Raw genomic sequence first — 26,060 nt, 5'->3', positions numbered from 1 at the left:
GGGCAGTGGCTCGCCACTGCCCTTTCGCGTTACGCCTGATAGCGCACCGCTTCAATTAATTTCGAAAACGCAGCCGTATGTTGTTTGCGACTGGGGTAGTAAAGATAATATCCGGCAAAAGGCGCACACCAGTCATCCAGCGCAATTTGCAGTTTGCCTTCATCCACGTATTTTCGCACGCAATCTTCCGGCACATAAGCCACGCCCATTCCGGTTAAAGCCGCATCAACACGCGAGGCAAGGTTATTAAAAATTAGCTGTCCTTCCACTTTTACCCGAATCTCTTTGCCATCTTTTTGGAATTCCCAACTGTAGATGCCACCCAGAGTGGGTAAACGCATATTGATGCAGTTATGGTTCTGGAGTTCATACGGCGTCTCAGGCATACCATGTTGGACAAAATATTCCGGTGCTGCCACCACCACCATGCGCCAGTCGGGACCAATCCTGACCGCCACCATATCTTTTTCAACCTGTTCACCCAGGCGAACCCCGGCATCAAACCGGCCACTGACAATATCCGTTAAGGTATTGTCGACGGATAATTCAACGTTGACTTGTGGATAGGCTTGTAAAAAGGGTTTCAACAGCGGCCAGAGTGTCGATGCCAGCGCATGCTCTCCCGCGGTAATACGAATATTGCCGGAGGGTTTTCCCTGTTCATCGGACAATTGCAGCAGGGCCTTTTCGATATCGGCGATCATTGGCCCAACATTTTGAATTAACCGCTCACCAGCTTCGGTGGGGGCCACACTGCGGGTGGTACGGGTTAATAATCGTGTATTGAGCCGTTCTTCCAGTCCCCGAATGGAGTGGCTCAACGCCGATTGCGACACCCCGAGTTTGGCGGCGGCGCGGGTAAAGCTCTGCTCGCGCGCCACCATTACCAGATAGATGAGGTCGTTAAAATTTTCCTTGAGCATCAGTGTGCCTCTTTGTCATCTTTTGTCAGGCTCGGGCCTTGACGGCTATACATAAACTGAAATATATGTGAGTTACTCACGAGTTGACCAGAAAAAACTCATCGCGTGTGATGGGTGTCATGTTCTAAGCCAGATTCCGTGCCGATACTTAACTTTCTGTAGCGCGATTAATGAATGAATCTCATAACGGTTATAAATTTTTAGCCGCTAATAAAGTGTAATTTGTAATGATACTATTATTCCGTAGTTCGTTATTCCCTTTATGATTATGTGAGGTTTCCATGAAAACGTTAATTGCTTCCGCCTTTGCTCTGGCCAGCGTCTTTGCGGTTCAAAGCGCCTTTGCCGTCGATGTCATCAATGATGCCGCTGGCAAACAAAAAGTCGGTGTTGTTTCTGCGTCTGGTGCTTATTCGCTTGATGGCCTGACCAACAAACTTGCTGACAAAGCCGAGGCGGAAGGTGCCACCTCGATGAAAATCATCGCCGCCGGTGGTGAAAATAAACTTTATGGTGTGGCGGAGATTTATAAATAACCCCCCCTTCTAAAGACGAAATATCCCTGAACAAGCTCACTGCCCGATATTCTTAGCCCTGCTGTGCATACGATTTGTTGGTGTGTTCACTGCCCGTTTCGCTTGTGATTTATTTCGTCTTCCTTCATCTCTAACCTTAATTTTATTAATAAGGTGCAAAAGAAATGGATCGACACGAAGTTATCATCCATGACTTAATTGCGTGGATTGACGAAAATATTCGCCGCCCTCTTAAGATAGAAGACGTTGCTCAGCGATCAGGCTATTCAAAATGGCACTTACAAAGAATGTTTCAGCGCATTATGAATATCAGCTTAGGCAATTATATTCGTGATAAAAAGCTGGAAATGGCCGCGCTTGATTTGATTCAAAGCCGTGAAACAGTCATTGATATTTCCGTTAAATATGGTTACGACTCCCAGCAGTCATTTACCCGCTCTTTTGCCAGAAAATACCATGTGCCACCCGCAACCTGGCGGCGTTTACAAACACATCATTTAAATTTTCTGGTTTAACTCATCGTCATTACCGGTTTCCGGGAGAAAATAACAATGCCCCATAACGTGGCACTTAAGCCTCTGGCTTTGCTATGCGCGTTCGTCATTTTAAATTTAACAGGATGTGATGATTCAGCCGGAAAAGCTGCCGAAGTGCAGAGCGCACCCGAGGTGCAGGTCCAGACTCTGGCTACCCAGTCACTGCCCGTGTCCACAGAACTCCCCGGACGTACCTCGGCATTCCGTGTAGCAGAAGTTCGCCCACAGGTGTCAGGCATAATTTTAAAACGCGCCTTCACCGAGGGCAGCGATGTGGTGGCCGGTCAGACGCTGTACCAGATCGATCCTGCCCCTTTCCGCGCCAGCTACAACAATGCCAGGGCAGCCGTGAATGAAGCGGAAGCCAACGCGCGCATGGCACAGGTGACCCTGAATCGCTATCGCTCGCTGACCGGGACAAATTACATCAGCCGTCAGGATTATGACCAGGCACAGGCCACCGCCGCCCAGACGCGTGCCGCCGTGGATGCAGCCAATGCCGCACTGGAAACCGCCCGTATCAACCTCGCCTGGAGCACCATTACCTCGCCGATCAGTGGCCGTATCGGGCGTTCATCGGTGACTGAAGGTGCGCTGGTGCAGGATGCGCAAAGCGATGCGCTGGCTACCGTGCAACAACTGGACCCGCTGTACGTCGATGTCACCCAGTCGAGCCAGGATTTCCTGCGTCTGCAACAGGAACTGGCCTCCGGTCGTTTGCATCAGAATGCCGGTAAAGCGGTGGTCAGCGTGATCCTTGGCGATGGCTCTGTCTATCCCCATAGTGGCACGCTGGCATTTTCTGATGTCACCGTTGACCAAACTACCGGCTCCATCACCCTACGCGCTATTGTCCCCAACCCGGATCACGCGTTGCTGCCCGGTATGTTTGTCCGTGCCCGCCTGGATGAAGGCACCGATCCCAATGCATTGCTGATCCCACAGCAGGCGGTGACCCGTACGCCGCGCGGTGACGCCACCGCGCTGGTGGTTGACAGCGCTAACAAGGTAGAAGTGCGCACCATCAGCGTCTCGCAGACCGCAGGTGACAAATGGCGCGTGACTGGCGGTCTGCAATCCGGCGAACGCGTGATTGTCTCCGGCATTCAACGTGCCCAACCCGGTATGACCGTTAAACCTCTCACCGCCCCTTCGCCCACAGGAACCGCCGACTGATGTCCAGATTCTTTATTGACCGCCCGATCTTTGCCTGGGTGCTGGCAATTATCATCATGCTGGCCGGGGGAATTTCGATCCTGAAACTGCCAGTGGAGCAATACCCGGACGTTGCGCCCACCTCAGTGCAAATCCGTGCCACCTATCCAGGTGCGGATGCCACCACGTTGCAGAACACCGTGACCCAGGTGATTGAGCAGAACATGAGCGGGCTGGATGGCCTGATGTATATGTCCTCCACCAGCGATTCATCCGGCACGCTTCAGCTGACGCTGTCGTTTGAGAACGGCACTGACCCGGATATCGCTCAGGTGCAGGTGCAGAACAAGTTGCAGCTCGCCACCCCCCTGCTGCCGCAGGAAGTGCAGCAGCAGGGCATCACCGTGCGCAAATCCTCCAGCGTGTTCTTCCTGGTGCCCGGTTTCGTCGATGAAACCGGCCGCATGAGCATGGAAGATATTGCCGATTACGTGGCGGCTAACCTGAAAGATCCCATCAGCCGTATCAACGGCGTGGGGGATACCACGCTGTTTGGTTCGCAGTACGCGATGCGTATCTGGCTCGATCCCAACAAGCTGAACAACTACCAGCTGACGCCGGTGGATGTGATGAGCATGATTGAAACCCAGAATGCGCAGATTGCCGCCGGTCAACTTGGTGGCGCGCCGCCGGTAAAAGGTCAGCAGCTTAACGCCTCGATCATTGCCCAGACCCGACTCACCTCGCCGGAAGAGTTTGGCAACATCCTGCTGAAAGTGAACAGCGACGGCTCGCAGGTGCGTCTGCATGATGTGGCGCGGATCGAGCGCGGCGGTGAGAACTATAACTTTGTGGTTAAAATCAATGGCAAACCGGCGTCAGCATTGGGTATTCAGCTGGCGGCAGGCGCTAACGCGCTGGATACCGCCAATGCTATCCGCGCGAAAATTAATGAATTGAAACCTTACTTCCCGCAGGGACTGAAGGTGGTCTATCCCTACGACACCACGCCGTTTATCAGTATCTCGATCCACGAGGTAGTGAAAACGCTGTTTGAAGCCATCGTGCTGGTGTTCCTGGTGATGTACCTGTTTTTGCAGAGTTTCCGCGCCACGCTGATCCCGACCATTGCCGTACCGGTGGTGCTGCTGGGTACCTTTGGCATCCTCGCTGCCTTCGGTTACTCGATTAACACCCTGACCATGTTCGGCATGGTGCTGGCGATCGGTTTGCTGGTGGATGACGCCATCGTGGTGGTGGAGAACGTCGAGCGCGTGATGGCTGAGGAGGGCCTGAAACCGAAGGCCGCCACGCGTAAATCGATGGGGCAAATTCAGGGGGCGCTGGTCGGCATTGCGCTGGTGTTGTCGGCGGTGTTTGTACCGATGGCGTTCTTTGGCGGCAGTACCGGGGTAATCTATCGCCAGTTCTCCATCACCATTGTTTCCGCGATGGCGCTCTCGGTGCTGGTGGCGTTGATCCTCACTCCAGCGCTGTGTGTCACCATCCTGAAGCCGGTTAAACCCGGTAGCCACGGGCAACATCGCGGGCTGTTCGGCTGGTTTAACCGCAAGTTTGAGCAAAGTGCACATCATTACACCGGTTCTGTGGCGCGTATGCTGAACAAGAGCGGGCGCTATCTGGTGATTTACGGTGTACTGGTCGTCGGGATGGCGGTGCTGTTTATGCGCCTGCCCACCTCGTTCCTGCCGTCGGAAGATCAGGGGGTGCTCGCCACCCAGGCCATCCTGCCGGCCGGTGCTACCCAGGAACGTACCCAGGCAGTGCTGGATCAGGTCAATGATTACTACCTGAACAACGAGAAAAGCAACGTTGAGAACGTGCTGACGGTCAACGGCTTCGGCTTTGCCGGACGGGGCCAGAACGTGGGGATCGCCTTTATCGGCCTGAAGGACTGGTCACAGCGTCCGGGTGAAGAGAACAAAGTTGACGGTATTGTCAGCCGTGCCGCTAAAGCGTTCAGCAAAATCATGGATGCCAATGTGGTGGCCTTTAACCTGCCGCCGATCATTGCGCTGGGTAACGCGACCGGTTTTGACTTTGAGTTGATTGACCAGGGCAGTTTGGGGCATGACAAACTGGTGGCCGCACGTAACCAGCTGCTGGATCTGGCACGCCAGCATCCCGATACGCTGGTGGCGGTGCGTCCGAACGGCATGGAAGACAGCCCGCAGTACAAAGTCAACATTGACCAGGAGAAAGCCACCGCACTGGGCGTCGATCTGTCCGACATCAATACCACCCTGAGCAGCGCCTGGGGCGGCAGTTATGTTAACGACTTCATTGACCACGGCAGGGTGAAAAAGGTCTACGTGATGAGCGACGCGCCGTATCGCATGATGCCAAAAGATATGGATAACTGGTACGTGCGCGCCAGCAACGGCAAGATGGTGCCGTTTGCCAGCTTCTCGACAGCCGAGTGGGTTTACGGCTCACCGCGTCTGGAACGTTATAACGGCCTGTCTTCCCTGGAAATTCTCGGTCAGCCGGCACCGGGTAAAAGTTCGGGCGAAGCGATGGCGCTGATGGAACAACTGGCGAAACAACTGCCACCTGGCGTCGGCTTTGACTGGACCGGCATGTCGTACCAGGAACGCATGACCGGCGAACAGGCACCGGCGCTGTACGCCCTGTCATTGATTGTGGTGTTCCTGTGCCTGGCGGCGCTGTACGAGAGCTGGTCGATTCCGTTCTCGGTGATGCTGGTGGTGCCGCTTGGCGTGTTTGGTGCGCTGGTCGCTACCATGCTGCGTGGGCTGAATAACGATGTTTACTTCGTGGTTGGCCTGTTAACCACCATCGGTCTGTCGGCGAAGAACGCCATCCTGATCGTAGAATTCGCCAAAGACCAGATCGAGAAAGAAGGTAAAGGCGTGGTGGAAGCCACGCTGGAAGCGGCCCGTATGCGCCTGCGTCCGATTCTGATGACATCGCTGGCGTTTATTCTCGGTGTACTGCCGCTGGCACTGAGTTCTGGTGCCGGTTCCGGTGCACAGAATGCCGTCGGCACCGGGGTAATCGGCGGGATGGTGGCGGCAACCCTGCTGGCTATCTATTTTGTCCCGGTGTTCTTTGTGGTGGTGCGTAACCGCTTTGGCGGCAAGCCCCGCGACGATGAGGACGATGAGGACGAAGAGGACGAAGAGGACATCCTCGTGTAATCGTCCCGCCCAGTCAGTATCTCTGGCTGGGCGGAACTCATGAGCAATGCTCATAGGTTTAATCGCATTACGCTATCTAATCACTTAACACCGCCTTTGGTAGAGTGATTGCATCACTCATGAACGACAAAAGAGGAACATCACATGTTGAAAATTATCGCTAACGGCTCCGTTCCATCACGTAAAGGCCCGGAAGAGTATTTCACCGGTACGGTGAGGATCGATGCCCCCTTCAGCGGTACGGAGTCAGCGCGTGTCGGTGGCGCGACGGTCACTTTCGAACCGGGCGCGCGTACCGCCTGGCATACCCACCCGTTCGGACAAACGCTGATCATCACCCACGGCCAGGGCTGGATTCAGTGCGAAGGTGAAGAAACGGTGGTAATGAATCAGGGTGACATCGTCTTTATCCCGGAAGGGGTGAAGCACTGGCATGGCGCTACACCTGACAATGCCATGACGCATATTGCGATTGCCGAATCCCTGAATGGCAGCCCGGTTGACTGGATGGAAAAAGTCACCGACGAACAGTACCAAAAGTAACCGTTACGCTCAGCCGTTAAGCTGCCGCGGCGCTTAACATTTCGCGTGGTTTACTCCGAATTTTCCGAAGCGGCCAAAAAACTGTGCTAAAAAAAGCGTAGTGTTTGCACGTACTCGTAGCGGCGCGATAACTCGCGCCGCTACGATCTGTTTTCTAAAATCCGGGGAACGAGATGAAAAGCGTAAAAGCGACCTCAATTCGTGACGTTAACGACAAGCTACTGAGCGGTGAACATAAAGAAGTCATCATTGATTTTGATATCAGCAGCGATGACTTTTTTGCCCTCTCTGATTACTGGTGTGAGCGGGGAGCAAAGATTAAAAAAGAGGGCGATCGATTCATGATAAAACTCAAAAAAATCAGCATCCCTGAATCTCTCGATCCCTGAGCATCCCCCCCTTCAGACGTGTCTGCGCGCTGGCAGATTGGTCTTGATAGACGAAATATTTACTAAGTTCCTGTTATCTTTGCGTCTTCAATTCTTCAAGGACGCCAGGTAATGACTCATCCTGTTGGCGAAACGAAGCCGCTAATACGTCTGGTCGCTGTGGTGATGACCGGATTCCTCGCCGGTCTGGCGGGGATGCTTCTCGCCATGATCTTGCACAGCATTCAGCATCTCGCATTTGGTTACAGCATGGACCGCATCATCAGTCCCGAATCCTTTCTCCAGGGCGTGACCGATGCCGATCACTTGCGGCGTCTGGCCGCGATTATCACCGGCGGCCTGGTGGCGGGTTGTGGCTGGTGGTTACTGGGGCGCTATGGACGCAAACGTGTTTCTATCAAAGCCGCCGTTTCATCCAACGCCACACCGATGCCGCCAGGCACCACCACCCTGCACGCACTGCTGCAAATTGTCACCGTTGCCTTAGGATCACCGCTGGGGCGCGAAGTTGCCCCGCGTGAAATGGGGGCGCTGGCAGGCGGCTTTATGGCCCGTCGACTCGGATTAGCGGCTGATGAGGCGCGCACGCTGATAGCCTGTGGTGCCGGTGCCGGTCTGGCTGCCGTCTATAACGTGCCGCTGGCTGGTGCGCTGTTTACCCTCGAAGTGTTGTTGCTGTCATTCAGTTGGGAGAAAACGCTGGCGGCGATTATCACTTCGGCCATCGCTGCCTGGACCGCCACGCTGGGTTTGGGCAATGAATCACAATATCACTTTGCCTCTGGTGTCCTGTCTCCGTCATTTCTGGCATGGGCGATTGTTGCTGGCCCGGTGTTGGGAGCTGGTGCGTGGTTGTTCCGTAAAACCACCGGTGCCGCCCGCGCCGAGGTGAAAGACAACTGGCAGATGCCCGTATTCTGTTTGCTGGCATTTTCCCTGCTGGCTGTTCTCAGCCTCTGGTTCCCGGAACTACCAGGTAACGGCAAAGGCCCCATGCAACTGGCGCTGAGCGACAGCATCAATTTTCACCATGCGGCGTGGTTATTAGGTTTAAAAATGGTGGTGATTCTGGCGGTGTTACGCGGTGGTGCCGAAGGCGGGTTACTGACCCCTGGTCTGACGGTCGGTGGTCTGCTCAGCCTGCTGCTCTGCGTACTCTGGCAACTGATGTTCCCCGGTGGCGACATCGGCAGCTTTGCGCTGGTGGGCGGCGCCGCCTTCCTCGCCGCCTCGATGCAAATGCCGCTGACCGCCGTAACGCTGGTGATGGAGTTTACCCATATGAACCATGACTATTTTGTCCCCGCCCTGCTGTGTGCCGCAGGTGCGGTGATCACCTGCCGGGTACTGGAGAAAACGCAGCGTTAATCTAACATCGCCCTGCCCTAACTTAATCCCCTGAGCCGCCTGCGTTGTGCCAGCCAGATCAGCAGCGCGCAGGCGGTCAGCATCATCTCCCCGGTGGTGATGCCTGACCAGCCACCCAGTTGCCATAATGTACCGGCAAGCGCAGAACCGATCGCCCCACCGATAAAGTTGCTGACCACAAAAGCCGTATTCAGACGACTGCGGGCCTGTGCGTCCACCGCGAACAACCGGGTTTGATTAAGTACGTTGATCGCCTGAATCGCCACATCCAGCAATAACACCGCCACCAGAATCGCGATGATGGATGTTGCACCGGCCTCCGCGATGATCAGTGAAACCATCACCAGCAGTAGCGCAGCCCCTGTCGCACCGACCGACCATCCCCGATCGTGCAAGCGCCCGGCACGTCGTGCCGCCAGCGCACCGGCCAGTCCCACAAGGCCGACCAGACCAATCTGGCTGGCGCTAAATCCAAACGGGGGCGCGCTGAGTAAAAACGTCAGTCCGGTCCAGAACAGCGTAAAAACCGAAAAACCGAGGGCACCTAATATCAGTGTCACCTGCACGGTGGGATGCTGCCGCACCACCGTCACCACGGAGCTCAACAGTTGCAGGTATGAACCCGCCTGACGTGGCCGATCACCGGGCAGAGCACGCCATAAGATCGCGGCCAACACCAGCGTCATCACCGCAGCAAAGAGATAAATAGCCCGCCAGCCAAATGCATCGGCCACCAGCCCACTGACGGTGCGTGACGCAAGAATGCCAGTCAACACCCCTGACACCACCGTCCCGACGATCCTGCCCCGCTGGTTGTCTGCCGCCAGGTCACCTGCCAGTGGAATCAGCAGTTGCCCCGTCACCGTGGTAAGACCCACCAAAAACAGCGAGACAAGCAGGAAAGCAAAGGAGGGAGAAAGCGCACTGGCGAGCAGCGCAAGCGCGGAAACCGCCATCATCGCCGGGATCAGGCGGCGGCGATTGTGACTATCGCCAAGGGGGACAATCAACATCACACCCACGGCATAGCCAATCTGGGTCAGCGTCACCAACAAACCCGCATGGCCCGGCAAGATATGGAAGGCATCACCGATGTCGTGCAGCAGCGGCTGTACCCAATACAGGTTGCCCACCGCCATACCGCCAGCAATGGAGAATAACAGGGTCAGGCTTTGGGACATCCCCACTGAGGGTGCCAGTTTAGTCACGCGTTCTCCTTCTGTTCATAACGGAAAATGGCTGGATAATCGGCCTTTTTAGCAAACATCCATCGTGAAATTAAGCCGTTAAAAGCCAATGGTGTTATGAAGTAAAATCATCAATAGCCAGGCGCTTGCTGATGAGTCTTTTGCTAATCTAATGGGACTCTTTTTTTGGTGAAAGTCTTATGGACCTGCTGTCTGATGTGCTTCAACTGCTGTCGGCACAAAGTTATGTGACCACCGGGCAGACCACCGGCCCCTGTTGGTCGATGCGTTACCCTGGCTTTTCCGGCATGAAATTTATGGCGGTCCGGCAGGGAAAAATTTGGTTTCGTCTGGAGGCAGAGAATCACTGGCGAGCGCTGTCGCCGGGTGACGGGGTCATTATTACGCGATCCGCACCTTTTATCATGGCCTCCGACCCGGCACTGCTGCCTGTCTCATCAGAAAGCGTGCCTTATGTGAGAAAAAATGGCCTGGCCGATTATGGCGGTGAAGACAGCCTGTTGCTGGCAGGAAAAATGGAGATTGATCCGGTTTCCGCTGAACAACTTCTCAACGTTTTGCCGGTGGTGATTCCTCTGCATTCCACTTCTGACTCCTCCTCCACACTTAACTGGCTGATGACCAGGCTGCATGATGAAAGCCAGTCAAATCGCCCCGGTTCGGCGCTGGCGGGCAACCATTTGATGCATCTGGTGATGATCGAAGGGTTTCGTAGTTGGTTATTTTCAGAGGAGGCACAGTTGCATGGCTGGATCGGCGCCTTGCAGGACGCACGGATCATGCGGGCGGTAACGGCAATTCATGCGGAACCGGCCAAAAGCTGGCAACTGATGGAGCTCGCCGCAATTGCCGGCCTGTCGCGTGCCGGTTTTGCCCGTCGTTTCACTGAAACGACCGGGACATCGCCCCTGAATTATGTCACCCACTGGAGAATGCAGCTCGCCAGCAAGGCCCTCCGACTTAGCACCGAACCGATCAAGCATCTGGCGTTTCGCCTGGGCTATGCCGCTGAAAGCACCTTCAGCACCGTCTTCCGGCGGGTTTACGGTGTCTCGCCTTCCGCGCATCGGGCTGCATCGCGCGATGGACCGCTGTATCGACTGTCCTCCTTCAGGGATAAACATGCTGCATCTGATAAGCAGGAATGAGACTTTTACCAAACAAATGTGGATTTCTGATTATTAATAATCCCATCACCGCGCGCTAATATCCTCCCCCAACGCTGACCTGACCGGGTTTATCAGGTGGTGTTTTCTCTGTTTCATCATCGCTCAGGGGCCAACCGATGTTGGCCCGGTTATCTGTGGAATTATCATGCTTATAAATAAAACAGGCCGGGACCGGTTATTCACCGCCGCCGTATGTCTGGGTTTTGTTCTGGTCCAGTTGGATGTCAGTATCGTTAACGTCGGCCTGGAGGTGCTCCGCCATCATTTCGATGCCGGAATCAGCGATCTTGAATGGGTGATGAATGCCTATTCCCTGCTGTTTGCTGCGTTGCTGTTGGGGGCTGGCACCCTGGGCGATCGCTTTGGGGTCAGAAACGTTTTTATCGCCGGGATTTTGATTTTCATCGGCGCTTCACTCAGTTGCGCCTTTGCACCCAGCATATATTGGCTGGATACCGCCCGTGGCATTCAGGGAGTGGGCGCTGCGCTGCTGGTTCCCAGCTCACTAACCTTGCTGCGCCAATATTTTTCAGATGCTCACGCGCGCGCCGGGGCGATTGCCATGTGGGCTGCATCTGGCAGCTTCGCGCTGGCCGCAGGCCCGGTTGTCGGTGGCTTGCTGATTAAGTTGTTGGGGTGGAAAAGTATTTTCCTCATCAACGTGCCTGTCGGCCTGGTGAGCGTGTACTTCACGTTACGATTTGCCCCTGTCAGCCCGCGTTTTCAGCGGAAAATTCATCTCTCCAGTCAGGTGTTGATTGTACTCGCCCTCGGCCTGTTGACCTTTGCCCTGACAGAATCCGCCCGTTTCGGCTGGCGAAGCCCGATCACCTTATCCGCTTTGCTGGTCGGGCTGCTCGCGTTGGTGGGATTTGTGCTGCACGAGAAGCGATCCGCCGATCCGGTGGTGATGCCATCCGTGCTACGCAATAAACTGATCGTCAGCAGCGTGATCATCGGCTTTGTGTGTAACATGGTGTTTTACGGTGCCGTCTTCATTTTCAGTATCTTTTTCCAGAGCGAGCTGAAGCTGACCGCGTTGCAGACCGGTCTGGCATTTTTGCCGATGATGCTGTTTACCGCCGTGGTGAATTTCAGCAGTAGTAAGCTCAGCAGACGTTTTCGCCTCCGCTGGCTGTCCTGCCTGGGCAGTCTGGTGAGCTGTGTCGGTTTCGCGCTGCTGTTATTCATAAAGCCGGACTGGAGCGCCTGGCAATTGTTCCTGCCGATGATGTTGCTGGGGGCCGGAACCTCCCTGGCGATGCCCGGGGTAGCAAACCTGATCTTTTCTCAGGCATCCAATGAGGAAGCCGGATCTGCCTCAGCACTCTTCTCCTGCGCGCGGCAGATGGGTGGCGTCATGGGGGTGGCGGTCTTTGGCCTGCTGATTAGCTACGCCGGTGATGAGAACCTGATTACCGGACTAAAATTGATTGCTGCGATGGCGATGCTGATGTCACTGATTTGGTGGATGATCAGCCGAACACGTTTGCCTGCTTAACGCGATACGACGGGGCCGGAATACAGATCCGGCCCTTTTCGCATCAGGCACGCAATTTCTGCGCTAACACATCCTGGTATTCCGCAATTTTATCGGGACCTGCACCCGCCGCACCATAGAAGGAAAGAGGCGATTGGTAGTGCATACCACAATACAGCGCTGTCGCTTTCATCGGCGTCATCACTTCTGCGAAAGTGCTGTTAATCAAACCGGCATGAGAATAAGTAAATTCACTGGCACCGGCCGAAGCAACCACCAACAATTGCTTATTTTTTAGCGCATTGCCTTCCGGACCAAATGCCCAGCCATAGGTCCAGACCTCATTTAAATAAGCCTTAAGCATTGGCGTGAGATTGAACCAGTGAATGGGGAAAATAAACACCACTCGTTCAGCATCGGCATAGAAAGATTGCTCCAGTACAATATCGAAAGCGGTGACATCATCACCGTAAATATCGTCTAAGTTACGTACCACGACATTAGGTTGTGCTTCAGCGGTATGCTCAAGTGCTTTAATCACATGAGAGCGTTGTTTATACGGATGTGAAACGATAATTAATGTTTTCATTGGGTATCTCTTGCAGTCTGAATTAATTAACACATTTTCTGAGAGTGAAATTACACACCTTCAACAATCCAGCTATGGGTAATGGCTGACGTCAGGCGATAAGGAAGAATTGCCTGATAGGCTGGCGAGTAATACCAGGCTTTGGCGGTTTCAAGGTCGGCAAAGCGCAAAATCACCGTTTTCCCTTCTGGTGCGGTTCCTTCCAGACAGAAACTTTCGGCCCCCTGTACCAGGAGTTGTGCATTAAAGGTTTTCAGTGTTTCTGCCACCTTTGCCAGGTAGGGTTTCATCCCTTCAGGATCGGTCACGGTAAAAGTAAAAATAATGAAGGCGGGTTTCATAGGAACTCTCCAGATAGCAAGCATATTCAGGGGAAGGCGGGACGACGTGGGGAAGTATAAAAAATAATATTATTAACCTGAACTACACCCGTGGTTGAACTTGAGTTAACTTAAGGTTATTAATCGCATTATGGGAGAGTAGGTTGGAGATTTCACGCCATGTCCGTGCCATCCTCACCTTTGTGGAAACAGTGGATAAGGGCAGTTTTGCCGCCTGTGCCCGGCAGCTTGGGATCAGCACTGCCGCTGTGAGTAAAAATATTGCCGGTCTGGAGCAGGCGCTTGGGGTGCGCCTGCTTAACAGGACAACGCGCCGCCTGACGCTGACTGAAGAAGGCAACGCGTTTATCCATCAGGCGCGCATTGCCCTGAACGCACTTGAGGGTGCAGTTGATACGCTGGTGGCACAGAAGGCGCAAATCAGCGGGCACGTCAGGATTTCAACCAGTTCCGCTTTTGGCCGCATCCACATTCTGCCCGTGCTGCCAGGTATGACCGAGCAATACCCCGCGTTGACGGTAGAAATGGACTTTGATGACAGAGTCACGGATATCATCAAAGAGGGTTATGACCTGGCGGTCAGGGGCGGCCGAATCGTTGATTCTTCACTGGTTTCTCGTTCAGTCTGCCGTATGAACATGGTTCTGGTCGCCTCGCCCGCCTATCTCGATCGTTATGGTATCCCTGCCAATCCACAAGCGTTAAGCAACCACAGATTGATCACCCGACGCTTCCTCGGGGGACGGGTTTCACCGTGGGGATTCAGGAACCAGGACGGCAGCTACTCAGTTCTGGAGCCGGAAGGGAACATCCTGACGGTTTCCGCCCCCGAAGCCCTGGTCGATGCTGCGTTACTGGATTACGGCATTGCTCAGGTCGGTGTTCACAACGCCTTCGACCACTTACAATCCGGCAAGCTCAAAATCGTACTTTATGGTCAGCATGACCCCGGCAATTACGAGATGGTGATTCAATATCCCCATCGCGCCTTGATTGCTCCACGCGTTAAGGTTGTCGTTGATTACCTGCTGAACGCCTTCCGGGATGACCGGAAATTGACTATTAATTATGAAGAACTTGAACAGTTTCGCGGCTAAAGGAGCATTACGCCATGTCCACAAGAACAGTACTACTGGCCGGTGCCACCGGCCTGGTGGGGGGATTGATCCTTGAGGCCCTGCTGGCCGACCCGACCGTCTCGGCAGTGCATGCTCTCAGCCGTCGGCCATTACCCCTTCAACACCCAAAACTTGAGGTCCATGTTGTGGATTTTAGCCAGTTACCTGCGCTACCACCGACGGATGAAGTCTATCTGGCGCTGGGCACCACCATTAAAGTCGCTGGCAGCCAGGCCGCGTTTCGTGCTGTCGACTTCGAGGCCAATCTGGCGGTCGCCAGAGCGACAGGCGCACGGCGGGTAGGATTGGTCAGCGCTGCCGCTGCCAATGCAAAATCTGCTATTTTCTATAACCGGGTGAAAGGAGAACTGGAGGATGCGCTGAAAGCGATGGATTTCACCGCGCTGGTGATTGCCCAACCCTCGCTGCTGCTCGGTTCGCGGGCGCATCTGCAACAACCGCGGCGACTGGGCGAAATCATTGCCAGCCCGATTGCCAGACTCTTCGCCCCCCTCCTGCCCGGCGCTTACCGCCCGGTGTCAGCACGGGCAGTGGCGCGAGCACTGGTCAACACCGTACCGACGGCCAATGGCCTGGTGGTGCTTACCTCAGACCTGCTGGTCAAGTCTGATCGCCACTGACAACCCCTGATTGCCCCTTCAGGTATGCCTGTTCCCTTTATATTCGGCAGCAGGCATCAATACTCGCGAATAATATCGTCACGCCACGTCATTATTTGACCGTAATAAAACCGCATAAATCGATAAAAATGAGCCCATTTTCACGAAGCGTAAAATGTTAATATCCCGCGCGCACTTTCAGCATTAACAAAATAATATCGAATTTATAAGGCAGACATAACGTGAAAAAGATATTCAAACTTTCACTGGTGGCATCATTAATTGGCCTCTCTGGAATGGCCGCTGCGGCTCAGGAATCAAACGGCTTCCTTGAAGACAGTCATCTTGATGTACTTTTACGCAATGCGTATATCAACAGGGATTATAAAGACGAAGGTGTTCGCACTCGTCGTGAGTGGGGACAGGGCATCATTGCCAACTTTTCTTCCGGGTTTACTCAGGGACCGGTAGGTTTTGGCGTTGATGGTCTGGCGCAATATGCTGTCAGACTGGATGGCGGTCGCGGCCGTAGCGGCGCAGGTGGTATCGATTTCTTTGCTCAGGATAACGATGGCAAAGCCAAATCTGATCTGGCGAAATTTGGCGCCACCGCCAAAATGCGCTTTTCCAATACCGTGCTCAGCTACGGTACTCAGCGCCCGATGCTGCCGATCCTGACAGCAGATGACTCGCGTCTGCTGGATGAAACTTATACCGGTTTTATGCTGAACTCGCAGGAAGTGGCCGGATTAAACGTCACCGCCGGTTACTTTACCGATGAACAACAGAAAAGCGACGACAGCCATGATACCGGCCTGAAATCGCTGAGTTTTGCCGGTGCCAGTTATCAGTTTACCGATCAATTGAGCGGTGCCTTTTACGCTTCCAATGTCGAAGACGTGATTAATAAGCAATACCTTGGCCTGAATTACAAAACGCCGCTGGCAGACAATCAATCCTTTGGCCTCGACTTCAACGGCTATAATTCGCGCCTGAATCAGGAATACGCCAATCAACTCGACACTGGCCGCAGCAATACCATCTGGAGTCTGGCGGCAAGCTATACCTTTGATACTCATACCTTCAAGGTGGCTTATCAGCAAAGCAGCGGCAGCACCGGTTACCATTATGGCGGCTACCGCAATCAGGGCGGCGTCGGTGATGGCGGCAGCACCATCTGGCTGGCGAACTCTTACTGGTCTGACTTTAATGGCGAGGACGAGCGTTCGTGGCAGGTTGCTTACTCGATCGACCTGAGTGGTGTCGGCATTAACGGTCTGAGCTATGACGTTGCTTATGTACGTGGTGACAATATCAAAACCTCGGCCACCGATAATGGGCACGAACATGAATTCTTTAATCAGGTGCAGTACAAGGTGCCTGATGGTGCCGCTAAAGACCTGAAAGTGAAGCTGCGCTTCTCTTCACTGCGCGTCTCCTCAGACGCTGCTGATTATAATGTCGGCGGTAATGAAGTACGCGTATTTGTTGAATATCCGTTCTCGATTCTCTGATTTAAAAAGGTAGCCGCGTGCTGTAATGGTTGTCTGAAGTCAGCGTGTTGGCATGCATTCGTAGCGGCGCGATTTTTCGCGCGGGCCTGCAATTCGCGTGATAAATCGCGCCGCTACAGAAGGTGCCTTGACTGAAAAGCAGTAAGCCGTGTGCAGCCATTTTCCCACCAATCGTCACACTCGCAGCCAAATATAAAATAAGGCCTATGATTTTCGTTCATCAATAATGCCGCAAATCGTGTATTTATCCGCGCAGATTAACCTTTAAGGTTGTTTGAGTTGGATAAATTATGATGAGGTCGTATGGACGATAACATTAACCTGTCTCGCAGGGAGCTACTGCCTTTTCTCGCGGGTATTTCCCTGCTGACGCAGCCAGCCGCAGCGGCAATCATCACCGGTCAGTCGGATTCGCTGGTGGCTTATCATTCACGCAGCGGCAACACGCGGGTGATTGCCGGGATTCTTCAGCGCGCCCTGCAAGCCGATCTACATGAAATCCTGCCGCAAACACCCTACCCGGCTGATTATCTCCAGATGGTTGAACAGGCAAGCGATGAACGCAAAAACGGATTTAATCCGCCATTGCTGCATGATCTGGCTGAGATAAAACGTTATAAAACCATCTACCTTGGCTATCCAATCTGGGGAATGAGTTTGCCTGCCATCGTCCGTTCTTTTTTAACGCGTCATGATTTCTCGGGAATAACGATTGTTCCGTTTATCACGCATGGTGGTTATGGCATCGGGGACAGTCTGGCCGTGCTGGAAAAATCAGCGCCGGCTGCCCATCTCCTTGCGCCTTTTATTATGCAGGCCGATCAGGAACGCCAGACCATGGAAAAAACCCTCGACTGGTTGGTAGCAGCGCGATAAATCGCGCCGCTACGATTTTCTCAGGTCTTCCCTTTCAGCGATCAGAACGAAGTTGTCACACCTGCATAATACGCGCGACCCGGTTCGTTATAGGTCGAAGCGCCTTCGTTTTCACGATAGATTTGCTTGTTCAGCAGGTTGCTGACACCGGCAGTGAATCGCAGATTCTTGTTGTACTGGTAGTTCATACCGACACCAAAGATGGCGTAAGCCCCCACCTCATTTTCCGACAATCCGCTGGCTTCCTTACGAATTTCTGCTGTAGTACGCGGATGCTGGCGGCCATACATGGTCCAGCTTAAGGTGGCGGAGAGTGCATCGGTCATCTGCCAATCCAGCCAGCTGTTTACCGTATATTTCGGGATTAACGATAACGGGTTACCGGTCGATTTATATTTCGAGGTGAACATGTAAGTCGCGTTGGTACGCCAGTTCAGGGTATCTTCCACCAACGGAATGGTCAGGTTGGCTTCAAGGCCCTGCGTCAGCGCCTTACCACCATTCTGCCACTGGTAGATATCATAAGTGGAAGAATACCAGGAACTTGCCACACTCACCGTACCCAGCGAATTATCCCCCGCGACGATTTTGTTCTGATAATCGTTGCGGAAATACGTCAGTCCGGCGCTGTAACCTTCATCAGTCCATTGCAGCCCAACCTCTTTGTTGACGCTGATTTCAGGTTTCAGATCGCTATTACCCATCAGATAACAGCCGTTGCTGCCCCCAATGTTACAACCGTTACCGCTGCTCGCCAGCAGGTAGCCTTCGCTGGACTGATACAGGTTTGGCGCTTTGAACACACGCGCGATACCGGCTTTCAGCGTGAAGTGATCACCCAATTCCTGCTGAATGTTCAGGCTGGGACTCCAGTTGCTGCCGAAGCGATCGCTGTAATCAAAACGCAGGCCCGGAATCAATGTGGTGGCGTCGAAGGCATCAATGGTGTCTTCCAGGTAAATGGCGCTCAGTTCCTGGCTGTTTTTGCTGCTGCGCTGGGAAGGATCGCCCGATACACCATTGATATCGATACCGGTCGCATCCGTTTCCTGCATTGATGCCGGATCGTTCAACTGCTCCTTATTCCATTCAGCTCCCAGCGTCAGAGTATTGTCCACCAGCAGGGTGAAGGGGATGGTGTACTCATTATTGATGCGCCAGGTTTTATAACGGCTGGTGTTGTAGGTGTCGCTGTTGATCATCCCTTCCACTTTGCCGGTAGAGCCTTCGTCGAGCCGCGTGTTGTGGGTATCTTCATAGCTCAGGGTCAGTTTGGACTGGCCCCAGTCCCAGATGCCGTTATGGGTCACGCTGTAGGCCTGGCGATACATGCGGTTGGTTTCCTGACCGTATAAGGTCGGCACCAGGGTACTCAGGTTGCTGTTGCTGTATTGGGTATCACCGGCATAGATATTGCCCTGGCGGCTGTAGGCGTAGTTGAAATCCATGTACTGCTGCGGATTGATCTTCCACTGCACCGCTGTGTTGATATCGCGGTTGCGCACGCCCTCACGACCTGCCGCGTAAGAACCGTTTTCGTTGGTATTAATATCGTAGGCATCAGCATCGGTTTTGTTGATGTTGCCGTACAGACGCATGGTCAGCACATCATCCACCAGTGGACCGCTCAGGCTGACGTTCATGCGTTTGGTCGCGCCTTCATCCTTGTCTTCCGGTTGATTGGTGTAGAGCGACAGTGAACCATGCCAGTCATTGGTGGGACGTTTGGTGATGATGTTCACCACGCCGCCCATCGCGCCGGAACCATAATGTGCCGCCGCCGGGCCACGTAACACATCGATATGGTCGACCATTTCCGGCGGAACCCAGTTGCTGTCGCCACGGGTGTCACGTTCGCCGGTGCGGCTGTAGCGCACGGAACTACGGGAAGAGACGGGCACACCATCGATCAGGATCAGGGTGTTTTCTGGCCCCATACCGCGAATATCAATCTGACGGTTGTTACCACGGCTACCGGTTGCGCTGTTACCGGTTAAGTTCACACCCGGCATTTTGCGAATGATTTCGGACAGATCGTTGACCGGCGGATTGCGTTCCAAATCTTCTTTGGTAATCAGCGATGCACCAGGCTGCTGCTTCAGTTTCTCTTCAGCTTTGGCCGAGACGACCATAGTGTCTTCGTTGGTCGGATTGACCGTCGGTTCGGTTTTGCTTTTCTGCCCGGAGTCAGCGTCAGTTGCGGTTGCTGCCCCCTGCTCCTGTAACGATAAAACATTTGATGGTGTTTCGGCTGCCAGAGAGAAGCCACTGTGGATGACCAGCCCAATCAGTAATGAAAGGGTCGTTTTCCTTTTTCCAATTAAGTGAGACATTTTGTTACGTCCAGTTATTATTTTCCATACTCAGAAATGAGCATGCGAATAATTATCATAATCATTCCGATATTTGACATAACCGAAACAAAATGACACACCTAATCGCATTAGGTTACCTCCTTTATCTCAATCCTGATGTTAATAACCAGGTAATTAAAATTATGGATAAAATAAGGAGATACGAAAAAGAAAGGGAGTAATTAACGTGATCCACTGTAAACGCGTTTATGAACCCGCATCATCTGAGGACGGCTATCGGGTGCTGGTCGATCGACTCTGGCCGCGCGGAATGAAGAAGACCGATCTTCAATACGATGAATGGAATAAAACTCTGGCTCCCTCCACAGAATTACGTAAAGCATTCCATGCTGATTTCATCGATTTCACCGCGTTTCGTGAAGCGTATTTACAGGAGCTTGCCGGGCATGCGCCTGAAGGACGTCAGTTGGTCGCTAAAGGAAACGTCACGCTGCTTTATGCGACAAAGAATACGACACAGAACCACGCTGAAGTGCTGGCGGGATGGTTGCGTTCATTACCCTAAACGCTTACGTAGCCTTATAACAAAAGCGCCATTTGGCGACCACTTTATCGGTTTCAGTCGTAACGATAGTCGCCTGGTCGGATTGCAGTTCGTTTATCCGCAGCGACGCTTTCAGCCGCTGCAAGTGGCGGCGTTTAGTGATTTTTTATTGGCTGGCTGGACCAGAACTGAGGGCGCAGGTTAGTCAGATTGATTCGTTAAAATACCGAAAAAATCCACGTTAAAATTTTGCTTCTGGCTATCATTCCCAGATTAAAACCACAGCAACACGGTGACAAAACGGGAACCGATACCATGAATACGATAACAACCAGAATCTCCGGATGGCTGATCGCCATTGGCGTCATGCTACTTGCGACGCAGGTGAGTGCGTCCGTGAACTTAGCCATTGTGAAGCCGGTGCTGGACTGTGGCCAGTTAACGACCGTTAACTTTAGCGACAAACTTGGTGAGAAAGTCACCCTCACATCTGCCACGTCCCTGAAAACTGATAAAGGGACATTCTGCCAGGTTAAGGCCAGCATCGCACCGGCGATCGGTGTTGAGGTAGCGCTACCGCAACAGCAGTGGACACAACGTTTTCTGCAAGTGGGCTGTGGCGGATTATGCGGCCAAATTAACCTCAGCCTGTCGAATGCCAACGGCTGTGTGCCCGCCACTCAGGGCGAGTTTGTCGTTGCAGCGACAGATATGGGCCATAGCGGCGGCATGATGGATGCCAGTTGGGCAGAGGAACCACAAAAACGTATCGATTTTGCGTATCGCGCCAATCATCTCACCGCGCAACTGGCCAAAGCCTTGATCCGGGCTTACTACGGCCAGGCGCAAAAATACGCCTACTTTATGGGCTGCTCCGATGGCGGACGCGAAGCGCTGATGGAAGCACAACGCTTCCCGGATGATTTTGATGGCATCAGCGCCGGCGCACCGGCGGCTTTTTTCCAGTTCCAAAACTCCTTTTTCCACGGCTGGAATGTAGTCGCCAATCAACGCGCGGATGGCAGCGCAATCCTGCTGAAAGACCGCCTGCCGATTCTCCATCGTGCGGTGCTGGCGCACTGTCCAACACTTTCTGGCGTCAACGATGGTTTGCTGGCAAATCCGTATGCCTGCACCTTCTCCCCCAACTGGGTGAAGAGCTGTGCCGCCAACCAAAGCGATAAATCAGACTGTCTGACCGCAGAAGAAATCGGCGTGGCGGAAAAACTCTATCGTGGAGCTTACGACAGCGCAGGCAATCAATTTGTGCCAGCCGGTCTGCCCTTGGGGTCAGAGTTACGCTGGCCGGTGCCAGCAAGCGCCAATGGCCACTCGATGTCGGAGATGATGGCACTGCCCGCGCTGCAATCGGTATTGCTGCCGGGTGGCAAACAAAATATCACCACGATGCGCGATTTTCCGTTGAACAAGCAGAACTTCACGGCGGTCGCACAGCTGGCTCCGTTGTATAACGCCGCCAACACCAACCTGAGCCGCTATATGGCGCGTGGCGGAAAGCTGATTATGTGGCACGGTTTGGCGGATGACTCTGTCAGTCCGGCATTCTCCATCGCCTATTATCGTGGCGTTGAGGCTTATCTTGGCAAGCAATCCACGGAGAAATTTATCCGCCTGTTCCTGTTACCTGGTGTGGCCCACTGCGGTGGCGGCGAAGGTTTTGATCAGATCGATTTGCTGACGCCATTGATGGCATGGACCGAGCAACAGGTTGCACCGCAAGCGCTGATGACAGGTAAGTCAGCTCAACAGGCAAACATGGATATGCCGCCGATGCCGCCCCAGGGCAAAATGCCCGCGGGCAACGCAAGCGCCGAAGTGCAATTTCACGGCGTTCAGCGCGCCAGTTCACCGCTAGCCACTGCCATGCCTCCCTTAAAAGCCACCCGACCGGTCTTCCCTTATCCGTATATCGCGCAATACAAGGGTACAGGTTCACTCGACAAGGCGGAGAATTATGCGTCAGTGAAATCAGCAGCCTATGACAACCTGGTGGTGAGTAAGCCGGCCAGCGATTTTATTGGTCCTGACAATCAAAAGAACTATGTCGCTAAAGGCGGCAGGCTGGAGATTCAGCCGTAATGATCTCCTGACCGGGCGGGTGAGTTGTCACTCGGCCCGGTTAAGCCGCCACACCAGCGTCTGGCGGGCATGGGCGACTCGGGGCTGACGTAACGCGCTGGCCAGCCACACCAGATTGTAGCGAATCTCGGTGTCCCCCACCGGGGCGTGGAGCGCCACCAGCTCCCCCTGCTCGATCTGCTGTTGGCACAGAAACTGCGGCATCACCGACCAGCCAAACCCCTGGACCAGCAAACTACGTTGACCGCGTAAATCCTGACCGACCATCGCCGGGAGCAGCGTCTGGTAGCTGATGCGGTTTTTTTCCAGCCAGTGGTCAATCAGCGACAATTCCAGGTTATACGCGAGGAGCGGTTCTCGCAGTAAGTCAGTGGCAAAATCCGCACTGGCATTCAGTCGCGACGCCACGCCCGGTGAGGCAACTGCCAGAACCTCATCGCGAAATATCACTTCACCTTTTAATCGGCTATCCGTCACCGGATGGGCCGTAATGCCTAAATCGCAATGCCCCTCAACCACCATTTGCGTCACCAGCGGTCCGTCACCGGTATGCATATGAACCCGGATGCCACTCTCCAGCAGCGGCAGCAACTCCCCCGCCAGCTTATCCGCCATAAAATCGGCGTGACCGATGATTTGCAGCGTACCGCTGACATCCATAGAACGCGCTCTCGCCGATGCCAGCGCCGACTCCGCGGTGTCCAGGCTGTTGCCAATATCCGCCGCCAGATCCTCGGCTGCTGGCGTGGGCAAGACTCCTTGTGGCTGGCGTTCAAACAACGGTCGGCCGATGGCCACTTCCAATCCGCTGATATGTTGAGAAACCGCAGGCTGCGTCAGATTGAGCGCTCTGGCGGCACCGGATATTGAACGCTGACGGTAGACCTCCATAAAGGTACGCAAACGGACCAGTGACATAAGACCCCATAAATAAATTTATACCCCCACCAAAATAGCCTTGTTAGCCAGCTAAATCCAGCGCAGGTAAGCTCCTCGCATCTTAATCAGTGACCCGATTTAACAGGACAACATGATGAACGCTACCCAACACGATCAGCAGTTGCTGCACATTCTGCACAGCATGAAAAACGCCCATTTGCAGGCAGGTCCAGCCTCTGCGGCATTACGTCGCGACCGTCTGCTACGCAGCATCGCGCTGATTCGCGACAATCATGCTGCGATCGCTAACGCAATTAGCGCCGATTTCGGCCATCGCAGCGCTTACCAGACAATGGCGGCAGACCTGGTCACCACCATCAATATGCTGCAACATTCCGCTGATAATCTTGAAAGCTGGATGGCAGCGGAAAGCGCCGACGTACCGGTAGCGGGCATGCAGGCATGGATTGTGCCGCAACCGCTCGGAGTGGTCGGCATTATCAGCCCGTGGAATTTTCCGATTAACCTCGCCTTTGGCCCGCTGGCAGGCGTGTTCGCTGCCGGGAATACAGCGATGTTGAAGCCTTCAGAACTGACGCCGAAAACCTCGGAACTGCTGGCCGAGCTGGTCGCCCGCTATTTTGATCCCCAGGAGCTAACCGTGGTGCTGGGTGATGCCGATGTCGGACAGGCTTTCAGCCGTCTGCCTTTCGACCATCTGGTGTTTACCGGTAGCACCAATGTCGGCAAACACGTTATGCGTGCGGCGGCGGAAAATCTTGTGCCGGTCACGCTGGAACTGGGCGGTAAATCGCCGGTGGTGGTCGATGTGGATGCGGATCCGGCGCTGGCCGCAGCGAGAACCCTGACCATCAAAACCTTTAACGCCGGGCAAATCTGTATCTCTCCCGATTATCTGCTGCTGCCGGAGGGTGCCGAAGACGCCTTTGTCACCGCCGCTCGCAGCTTTATGCAGCAGGCATTCCCGACCGTACAGTCGAACCCGGATTACACCGCTATCATCAGCGATCGCCATTATCAACGGCTGATCAATCTGCTGGAGGATGCGCAAAATAAAGGCGCACGCATTATCAGTCTGGCCCCCGAAGGTGAACCGGCTTTCGATGCCGATAGCAGAAAAATCGCCCCGCATTTAATTCTGGCGGTGACGGAAGAGATGGCAGTGATGCAGGAGGAGATTTTTGGCCCACTGTTGCCTGTCAAGACCTGGTCAACGTCGGTGGCAGAAGCGATTGATTACATCAACGCACACCCACGCCCGCTGGCGGCCTACTATTTTGGTAACGATGCACAACGTCAACAACAGATGGCACAGCGCACCACCTCGGGCGCATTGGTGATTAATGACGTCATGACCCATGCTTCTCTCGACAGTTTGCCGTTCGGCGGCGTCGGGGCATCCGGTACAGGCGCATATCACGGCATTCACGGTTTCCGCCGCTTTAGCCATGCCAAACCTGTGGTGGTGCAGGACGAGGCGGGCACCACCAATCTGCGGCTGCGCGCCCCTTATCAGGACAAGATGGCGTTACTGACATCCCTGCTCGATCAACAACAGTAAGTTACTGTGTAAAAAGAGGATTTATCATGAAAGTGTTAATGGTACTGACATCCCACGATGCGCTGGGTAATACCGGCAAGAAAACCGGATTCTGGCTGGAAGAGTTTGCGGCACCTTACTACGTGTTTAAGGACGCAGGAGCAGAGATCGTGCTGGCCTCACCGGCAGGCGGACAGCCGCCGCTTGATCCGAAAAGCGACCTGCCCGATTTTCAGACCGCAATGACCGACCGCTTTAAGGCGGATCCGGCCGCACAACAGGCGCTGGCAACGACGGTGAAACTGGAAAGCGTTGATCAGGCCGCGTTTGATACCGTGTTCTATCCCGGCGGTCATGGTCCATTGTGGGATCTGGCGGAATCTGCTCAGTCGATTAACCTGATTGAATCCTTCGATCGCGCCGGTAAACCGATTGGTTTCGTCTGCCACGCGCCGGGCGCGTTGCGTCATGTTAAAGCCGCCAGCGGTGAACCGTTGATCAAAGGTAAACAGGTTACGGGCTTTACCAACAGCGAAGAAGCTGCCGTCGAACTGACCGACGTGGTGCCATTCCTGATCGAGGACGAATTTATCGCCCTTGGCGCACACTACCAGAAAGGCGCTGACTGGATGCCGTTTGTGGTTGAGGATGGCAATCTGGTTACCGGGCAAAACCCGGCCAGTTCAGAAGAAGTGGCTAAGCGTCTGGTGAGTAAGCTTGCGGGCAACTGATTGCTGATATCCGGCCCGGAAGCGCAATCATTTCGGGCCTCAGATTACATAAATTCGTAGCGGCGCGATTTATCGCGCAGTCCGGCAAAACCTGCGCGATAAATCGCGCCGCTTGTATCTTGAAGTTGTAACTGGTTAGCTACCCGTTACACGAAACGGAGGCAGCTTGTCGCGCCGCTTAAGACCCGATCTTGTGCCGTAGCTTAAAGCCCTCCGTTTCTCCTTTCACGCCAGCATCTACTCTGAACGGTAACCAGAAGCTCTGACTTCGTATGTACAAGGCAAGATGGCGTGATGGTTCATGTGAAAGGGAGCTGTCTTATGATTTATCTCGGTATTGATGTCAGTAAAAACAAACTCGACCTCTGCCTGTTGCCCGGCAA

Annotated in this window: 23 protein-coding genes; 17 read left to right on the top strand and 6 right to left on the bottom strand. The window is 54.0% G+C overall.

Translation table 11 applies throughout. The features are described from left to right. Positions 1 to 29: 29 nt before the first annotated feature. Positions 30 to 923: a LysR family transcriptional regulator gene (locus CTZ24_RS26515; protein WP_208727229.1), complete on the bottom strand. Its 894-nt coding sequence runs from the start codon at positions 921 to 923 to the stop codon at positions 30 to 32. Between the two features lie 281 nt (positions 924 to 1,204). On the opposite strand from CTZ24_RS26515, the gene CTZ24_RS26510 reads away from it, so the two are divergent. From CTZ24_RS26510 to CTZ24_RS26480, 7 genes are all read left to right on the top strand, one after another. Beyond that, a complete protein-coding gene (locus tag CTZ24_RS26510) occupies positions 1,205 to 1,459 on the top strand; it encodes a YdgH/BhsA/McbA-like domain containing protein (protein WP_208727227.1) in 255 nt (84 codons plus the stop codon). Positions 1,460 to 1,623: 164 nt separating this feature from the next. Further along, complete coding sequence (locus CTZ24_RS26505; protein WP_208727225.1) at positions 1,624 to 1,974, top strand: helix-turn-helix domain-containing protein; 351 nt, start codon at positions 1,624 to 1,626, stop codon at positions 1,972 to 1,974. Positions 1,975 to 2,010: 36 nt separating this feature from the next. Then, positions 2,011 to 3,171: an efflux RND transporter periplasmic adaptor subunit gene (locus CTZ24_RS26500; RefSeq protein WP_208727223.1), complete on the top strand. Its 1,161-nt coding sequence runs from the start codon at positions 2,011 to 2,013 to the stop codon at positions 3,169 to 3,171. Continuing rightward, a complete protein-coding gene (locus CTZ24_RS26495; RefSeq protein ID WP_208727221.1) occupies positions 3,171 to 6,332 on the top strand; it encodes an efflux RND transporter permease subunit in 3,162 nt (1,053 codons plus the stop codon). The genes CTZ24_RS26500 and CTZ24_RS26495 overlap by 1 nt, the downstream gene beginning before the upstream one ends. Before the next feature lie 144 nt (positions 6,333 to 6,476). After that, positions 6,477 to 6,875, top strand: a complete 399-nt coding sequence (locus CTZ24_RS26490) for a (R)-mandelonitrile lyase (protein WP_208727219.1) — start codon at positions 6,477 to 6,479, stop codon at positions 6,873 to 6,875. Between the two features lie 173 nt (positions 6,876 to 7,048). Further along, the gene (locus tag CTZ24_RS26485) at positions 7,049 to 7,264 is read left to right on the top strand and encodes a hypothetical protein (RefSeq protein ID WP_208727217.1); all 216 of its coding nucleotides are present in this window, start codon (positions 7,049 to 7,051) and stop codon (positions 7,262 to 7,264) included. A gap of 111 nt (positions 7,265 to 7,375) precedes the next feature. Beyond that, positions 7,376 to 8,632, top strand: coding sequence for a chloride channel protein (locus tag CTZ24_RS26480; RefSeq protein ID WP_208727215.1), 1,257 nt, complete (start codon positions 7,376 to 7,378; stop codon positions 8,630 to 8,632). Positions 8,633 to 8,649: 17 nt separating this feature from the next. On the opposite strand, the gene CTZ24_RS26475 is transcribed toward CTZ24_RS26480, so the two are convergent. Beyond that, positions 8,650 to 9,840: an MFS transporter gene (locus tag CTZ24_RS26475; protein ID WP_244634114.1), complete on the bottom strand. Its 1,191-nt coding sequence runs from the start codon at positions 9,838 to 9,840 to the stop codon at positions 8,650 to 8,652. Positions 9,841 to 10,019: 179 nt separating this feature from the next. Here CTZ24_RS26475 and CTZ24_RS26470 point away from each other — a divergent pair, with 179 nt between their 5' ends. Then, positions 10,020 to 10,988: an AraC family transcriptional regulator gene (locus tag CTZ24_RS26470; protein WP_208727213.1), complete on the top strand. Its 969-nt coding sequence runs from the start codon at positions 10,020 to 10,022 to the stop codon at positions 10,986 to 10,988. A 166-nt stretch (positions 10,989 to 11,154) separates the two neighbouring features. Continuing rightward, positions 11,155 to 12,510: an MFS transporter gene (locus CTZ24_RS26465; RefSeq protein ID WP_208727211.1), complete on the top strand. Its 1,356-nt coding sequence runs from the start codon at positions 11,155 to 11,157 to the stop codon at positions 12,508 to 12,510. A 43-nt stretch (positions 12,511 to 12,553) separates the two neighbouring features. Here CTZ24_RS26465 and CTZ24_RS26460 read toward each other — a convergent pair whose 3' ends face one another. Next, positions 12,554 to 13,078 (bottom strand): NAD(P)H-dependent oxidoreductase, encoded by a 525-nt coding sequence (locus CTZ24_RS26460; protein ID WP_208727209.1) that lies wholly within the window; start codon positions 13,076 to 13,078, stop codon positions 12,554 to 12,556. Between the two features lie 50 nt (positions 13,079 to 13,128). After that, complete coding sequence (locus CTZ24_RS26455) at positions 13,129 to 13,419, bottom strand: DUF1330 domain-containing protein (protein WP_021182273.1); 291 nt, start codon at positions 13,417 to 13,419, stop codon at positions 13,129 to 13,131. Positions 13,420 to 13,562: 143 nt separating this feature from the next. On the opposite strand from CTZ24_RS26455, the gene CTZ24_RS26450 reads away from it, so the two are divergent. From CTZ24_RS26450 to CTZ24_RS26435, 4 genes are all read left to right on the top strand, one after another. Further along, positions 13,563 to 14,516 carry a LysR family transcriptional regulator gene (locus CTZ24_RS26450; protein WP_021182272.1) on the top strand — a complete coding sequence of 318 codons (954 nt, stop codon included), beginning with the start codon at positions 13,563 to 13,565 and terminating at the stop codon, positions 14,514 to 14,516. Positions 14,517 to 14,530: 14 nt separating this feature from the next. Next, entirely contained in the window at positions 14,531 to 15,178 is a 648-nt protein-coding gene (locus CTZ24_RS26445) for a Rossmann-fold NAD(P)-binding domain-containing protein (protein WP_208727207.1), read from the top strand. Positions 15,179 to 15,453: 275 nt separating this feature from the next. Continuing rightward, positions 15,454 to 16,671 carry an OprD family outer membrane porin gene (locus CTZ24_RS26440; protein ID WP_244634117.1) on the top strand — a complete coding sequence of 406 codons (1,218 nt, stop codon included), beginning with the start codon at positions 15,454 to 15,456 and terminating at the stop codon, positions 16,669 to 16,671. Positions 16,672 to 16,974: 303 nt separating this feature from the next. Then, positions 16,975 to 17,547, top strand: coding sequence for a flavodoxin (locus CTZ24_RS26435; protein WP_208727203.1), 573 nt, complete (start codon positions 16,975 to 16,977; stop codon positions 17,545 to 17,547). A gap of 41 nt (positions 17,548 to 17,588) precedes the next feature. Here the strand turns inward: CTZ24_RS26435 and CTZ24_RS26430 are convergent, their stop codons facing one another. Beyond that, on the bottom strand, positions 17,589 to 19,880 hold the full coding sequence (locus CTZ24_RS26430; RefSeq protein ID WP_244634113.1) for a FepA family TonB-dependent siderophore receptor: 2,292 nt from the start codon (positions 19,878 to 19,880) through the stop codon (positions 17,589 to 17,591). 208 nt (positions 19,881 to 20,088) lie between these two features. On the opposite strand from CTZ24_RS26430, the gene CTZ24_RS26425 reads away from it, so the two are divergent. Both CTZ24_RS26425 and CTZ24_RS26420 read left to right on the top strand, forming a co-directional pair. Next, positions 20,089 to 20,427: a DUF488 domain-containing protein gene (locus CTZ24_RS26425; RefSeq protein WP_208727202.1), complete on the top strand. Its 339-nt coding sequence runs from the start codon at positions 20,089 to 20,091 to the stop codon at positions 20,425 to 20,427. A 294-nt stretch (positions 20,428 to 20,721) separates the two neighbouring features. Next, on the top strand, positions 20,722 to 22,506 hold the full coding sequence (locus CTZ24_RS26420; protein WP_437180296.1) for a tannase/feruloyl esterase family alpha/beta hydrolase: 1,785 nt from the start codon (positions 20,722 to 20,724) through the stop codon (positions 22,504 to 22,506). A gap of 27 nt (positions 22,507 to 22,533) precedes the next feature. Here CTZ24_RS26420 and CTZ24_RS26415 read toward each other — a convergent pair whose 3' ends face one another. Continuing rightward, on the bottom strand, positions 22,534 to 23,424 hold the full coding sequence (locus CTZ24_RS26415; protein ID WP_208727200.1) for a LysR family transcriptional regulator: 891 nt from the start codon (positions 23,422 to 23,424) through the stop codon (positions 22,534 to 22,536). A gap of 115 nt (positions 23,425 to 23,539) precedes the next feature. Between CTZ24_RS26415 and CTZ24_RS26410 the strand changes: the two genes are divergently transcribed. Together CTZ24_RS26410 and CTZ24_RS26405 are read left to right on the top strand one after the other, a co-directional pair. Continuing rightward, positions 23,540 to 24,967, top strand: a complete 1,428-nt coding sequence (locus tag CTZ24_RS26410; RefSeq protein ID WP_208727364.1) for a coniferyl aldehyde dehydrogenase — start codon at positions 23,540 to 23,542, stop codon at positions 24,965 to 24,967. 26 nt (positions 24,968 to 24,993) lie between these two features. Beyond that, positions 24,994 to 25,677, top strand: a complete 684-nt coding sequence (locus CTZ24_RS26405) for a type 1 glutamine amidotransferase domain-containing protein (protein ID WP_208727198.1) — start codon at positions 24,994 to 24,996, stop codon at positions 25,675 to 25,677. Positions 25,678 to 26,060 lie beyond the last annotated feature (383 nt).

Source organism: Pantoea phytobeneficialis, from assembly GCF_009728735.1.
GTDB lineage: Bacteria > Pseudomonadota > Gammaproteobacteria > Enterobacterales > Enterobacteriaceae > Pantoea > Pantoea phytobeneficialis.
The sequence above is the reverse complement of the archived record's forward strand: the minus strand, read 5'-3'. Positions and strand labels throughout refer to the sequence as shown.

Bases quoted from the DNA above. Each gene is read 5' to 3' on its own strand.
- CTZ24_RS26515 (WP_208727229.1), bottom strand. From the start codon at position 923: ATGCTCAAGGAAAATTTTAACGACCTCATCTATCTGGTAATGGTGGCG.
- CTZ24_RS26510 (WP_208727227.1), top strand. From the start codon at position 1,205: ATGAAAACGTTAATTGCTTCCGCCTTTGCTCTGGCCAGCGTCTTTGCG.
- CTZ24_RS26505 (WP_208727225.1), top strand. From the start codon at position 1,624: ATGGATCGACACGAAGTTATCATCCATGACTTAATTGCGTGGATTGAC.
- CTZ24_RS26500 (WP_208727223.1), top strand. From the start codon at position 2,011: ATGCCCCATAACGTGGCACTTAAGCCTCTGGCTTTGCTATGCGCGTTC.
- CTZ24_RS26495 (WP_208727221.1), top strand. From the start codon at position 3,171: ATGTCCAGATTCTTTATTGACCGCCCGATCTTTGCCTGGGTGCTGGCA.
- CTZ24_RS26490 (WP_208727219.1), top strand. From the start codon at position 6,477: ATGTTGAAAATTATCGCTAACGGCTCCGTTCCATCACGTAAAGGCCCG.
- CTZ24_RS26485 (WP_208727217.1), top strand. From the start codon at position 7,049: ATGAAAAGCGTAAAAGCGACCTCAATTCGTGACGTTAACGACAAGCTA.
- CTZ24_RS26480 (WP_208727215.1), top strand. From the start codon at position 7,376: ATGACTCATCCTGTTGGCGAAACGAAGCCGCTAATACGTCTGGTCGCT.
- CTZ24_RS26470 (WP_208727213.1), top strand. From the start codon at position 10,020: ATGGACCTGCTGTCTGATGTGCTTCAACTGCTGTCGGCACAAAGTTAT.
- CTZ24_RS26465 (WP_208727211.1), top strand. From the start codon at position 11,155: ATGCTTATAAATAAAACAGGCCGGGACCGGTTATTCACCGCCGCCGTA.
- CTZ24_RS26460 (WP_208727209.1), bottom strand. From the start codon at position 13,078: ATGAAAACATTAATTATCGTTTCACATCCGTATAAACAACGCTCTCAT.
- CTZ24_RS26455 (WP_021182273.1), bottom strand. From the start codon at position 13,419: ATGAAACCCGCCTTCATTATTTTTACTTTTACCGTGACCGATCCTGAA.
- CTZ24_RS26445 (WP_208727207.1), top strand. From the start codon at position 14,531: ATGTCCACAAGAACAGTACTACTGGCCGGTGCCACCGGCCTGGTGGGG.
- CTZ24_RS26440 (WP_244634117.1), top strand. From the start codon at position 15,454: ATGGCCGCTGCGGCTCAGGAATCAAACGGCTTCCTTGAAGACAGTCAT.
- CTZ24_RS26435 (WP_208727203.1), top strand. From the start codon at position 16,975: ATGGACGATAACATTAACCTGTCTCGCAGGGAGCTACTGCCTTTTCTC.
- CTZ24_RS26430 (WP_244634113.1), bottom strand. From the start codon at position 19,880: ATGTCTCACTTAATTGGAAAAAGGAAAACGACCCTTTCATTACTGATT.
- CTZ24_RS26420 (WP_437180296.1), top strand. From the start codon at position 20,722: ATGAATACGATAACAACCAGAATCTCCGGATGGCTGATCGCCATTGGC.
- CTZ24_RS26415 (WP_208727200.1), bottom strand. From the start codon at position 23,424: ATGTCACTGGTCCGTTTGCGTACCTTTATGGAGGTCTACCGTCAGCGT.
- CTZ24_RS26410 (WP_208727364.1), top strand. From the start codon at position 23,540: ATGAACGCTACCCAACACGATCAGCAGTTGCTGCACATTCTGCACAGC.
- CTZ24_RS26405 (WP_208727198.1), top strand. From the start codon at position 24,994: ATGAAAGTGTTAATGGTACTGACATCCCACGATGCGCTGGGTAATACC.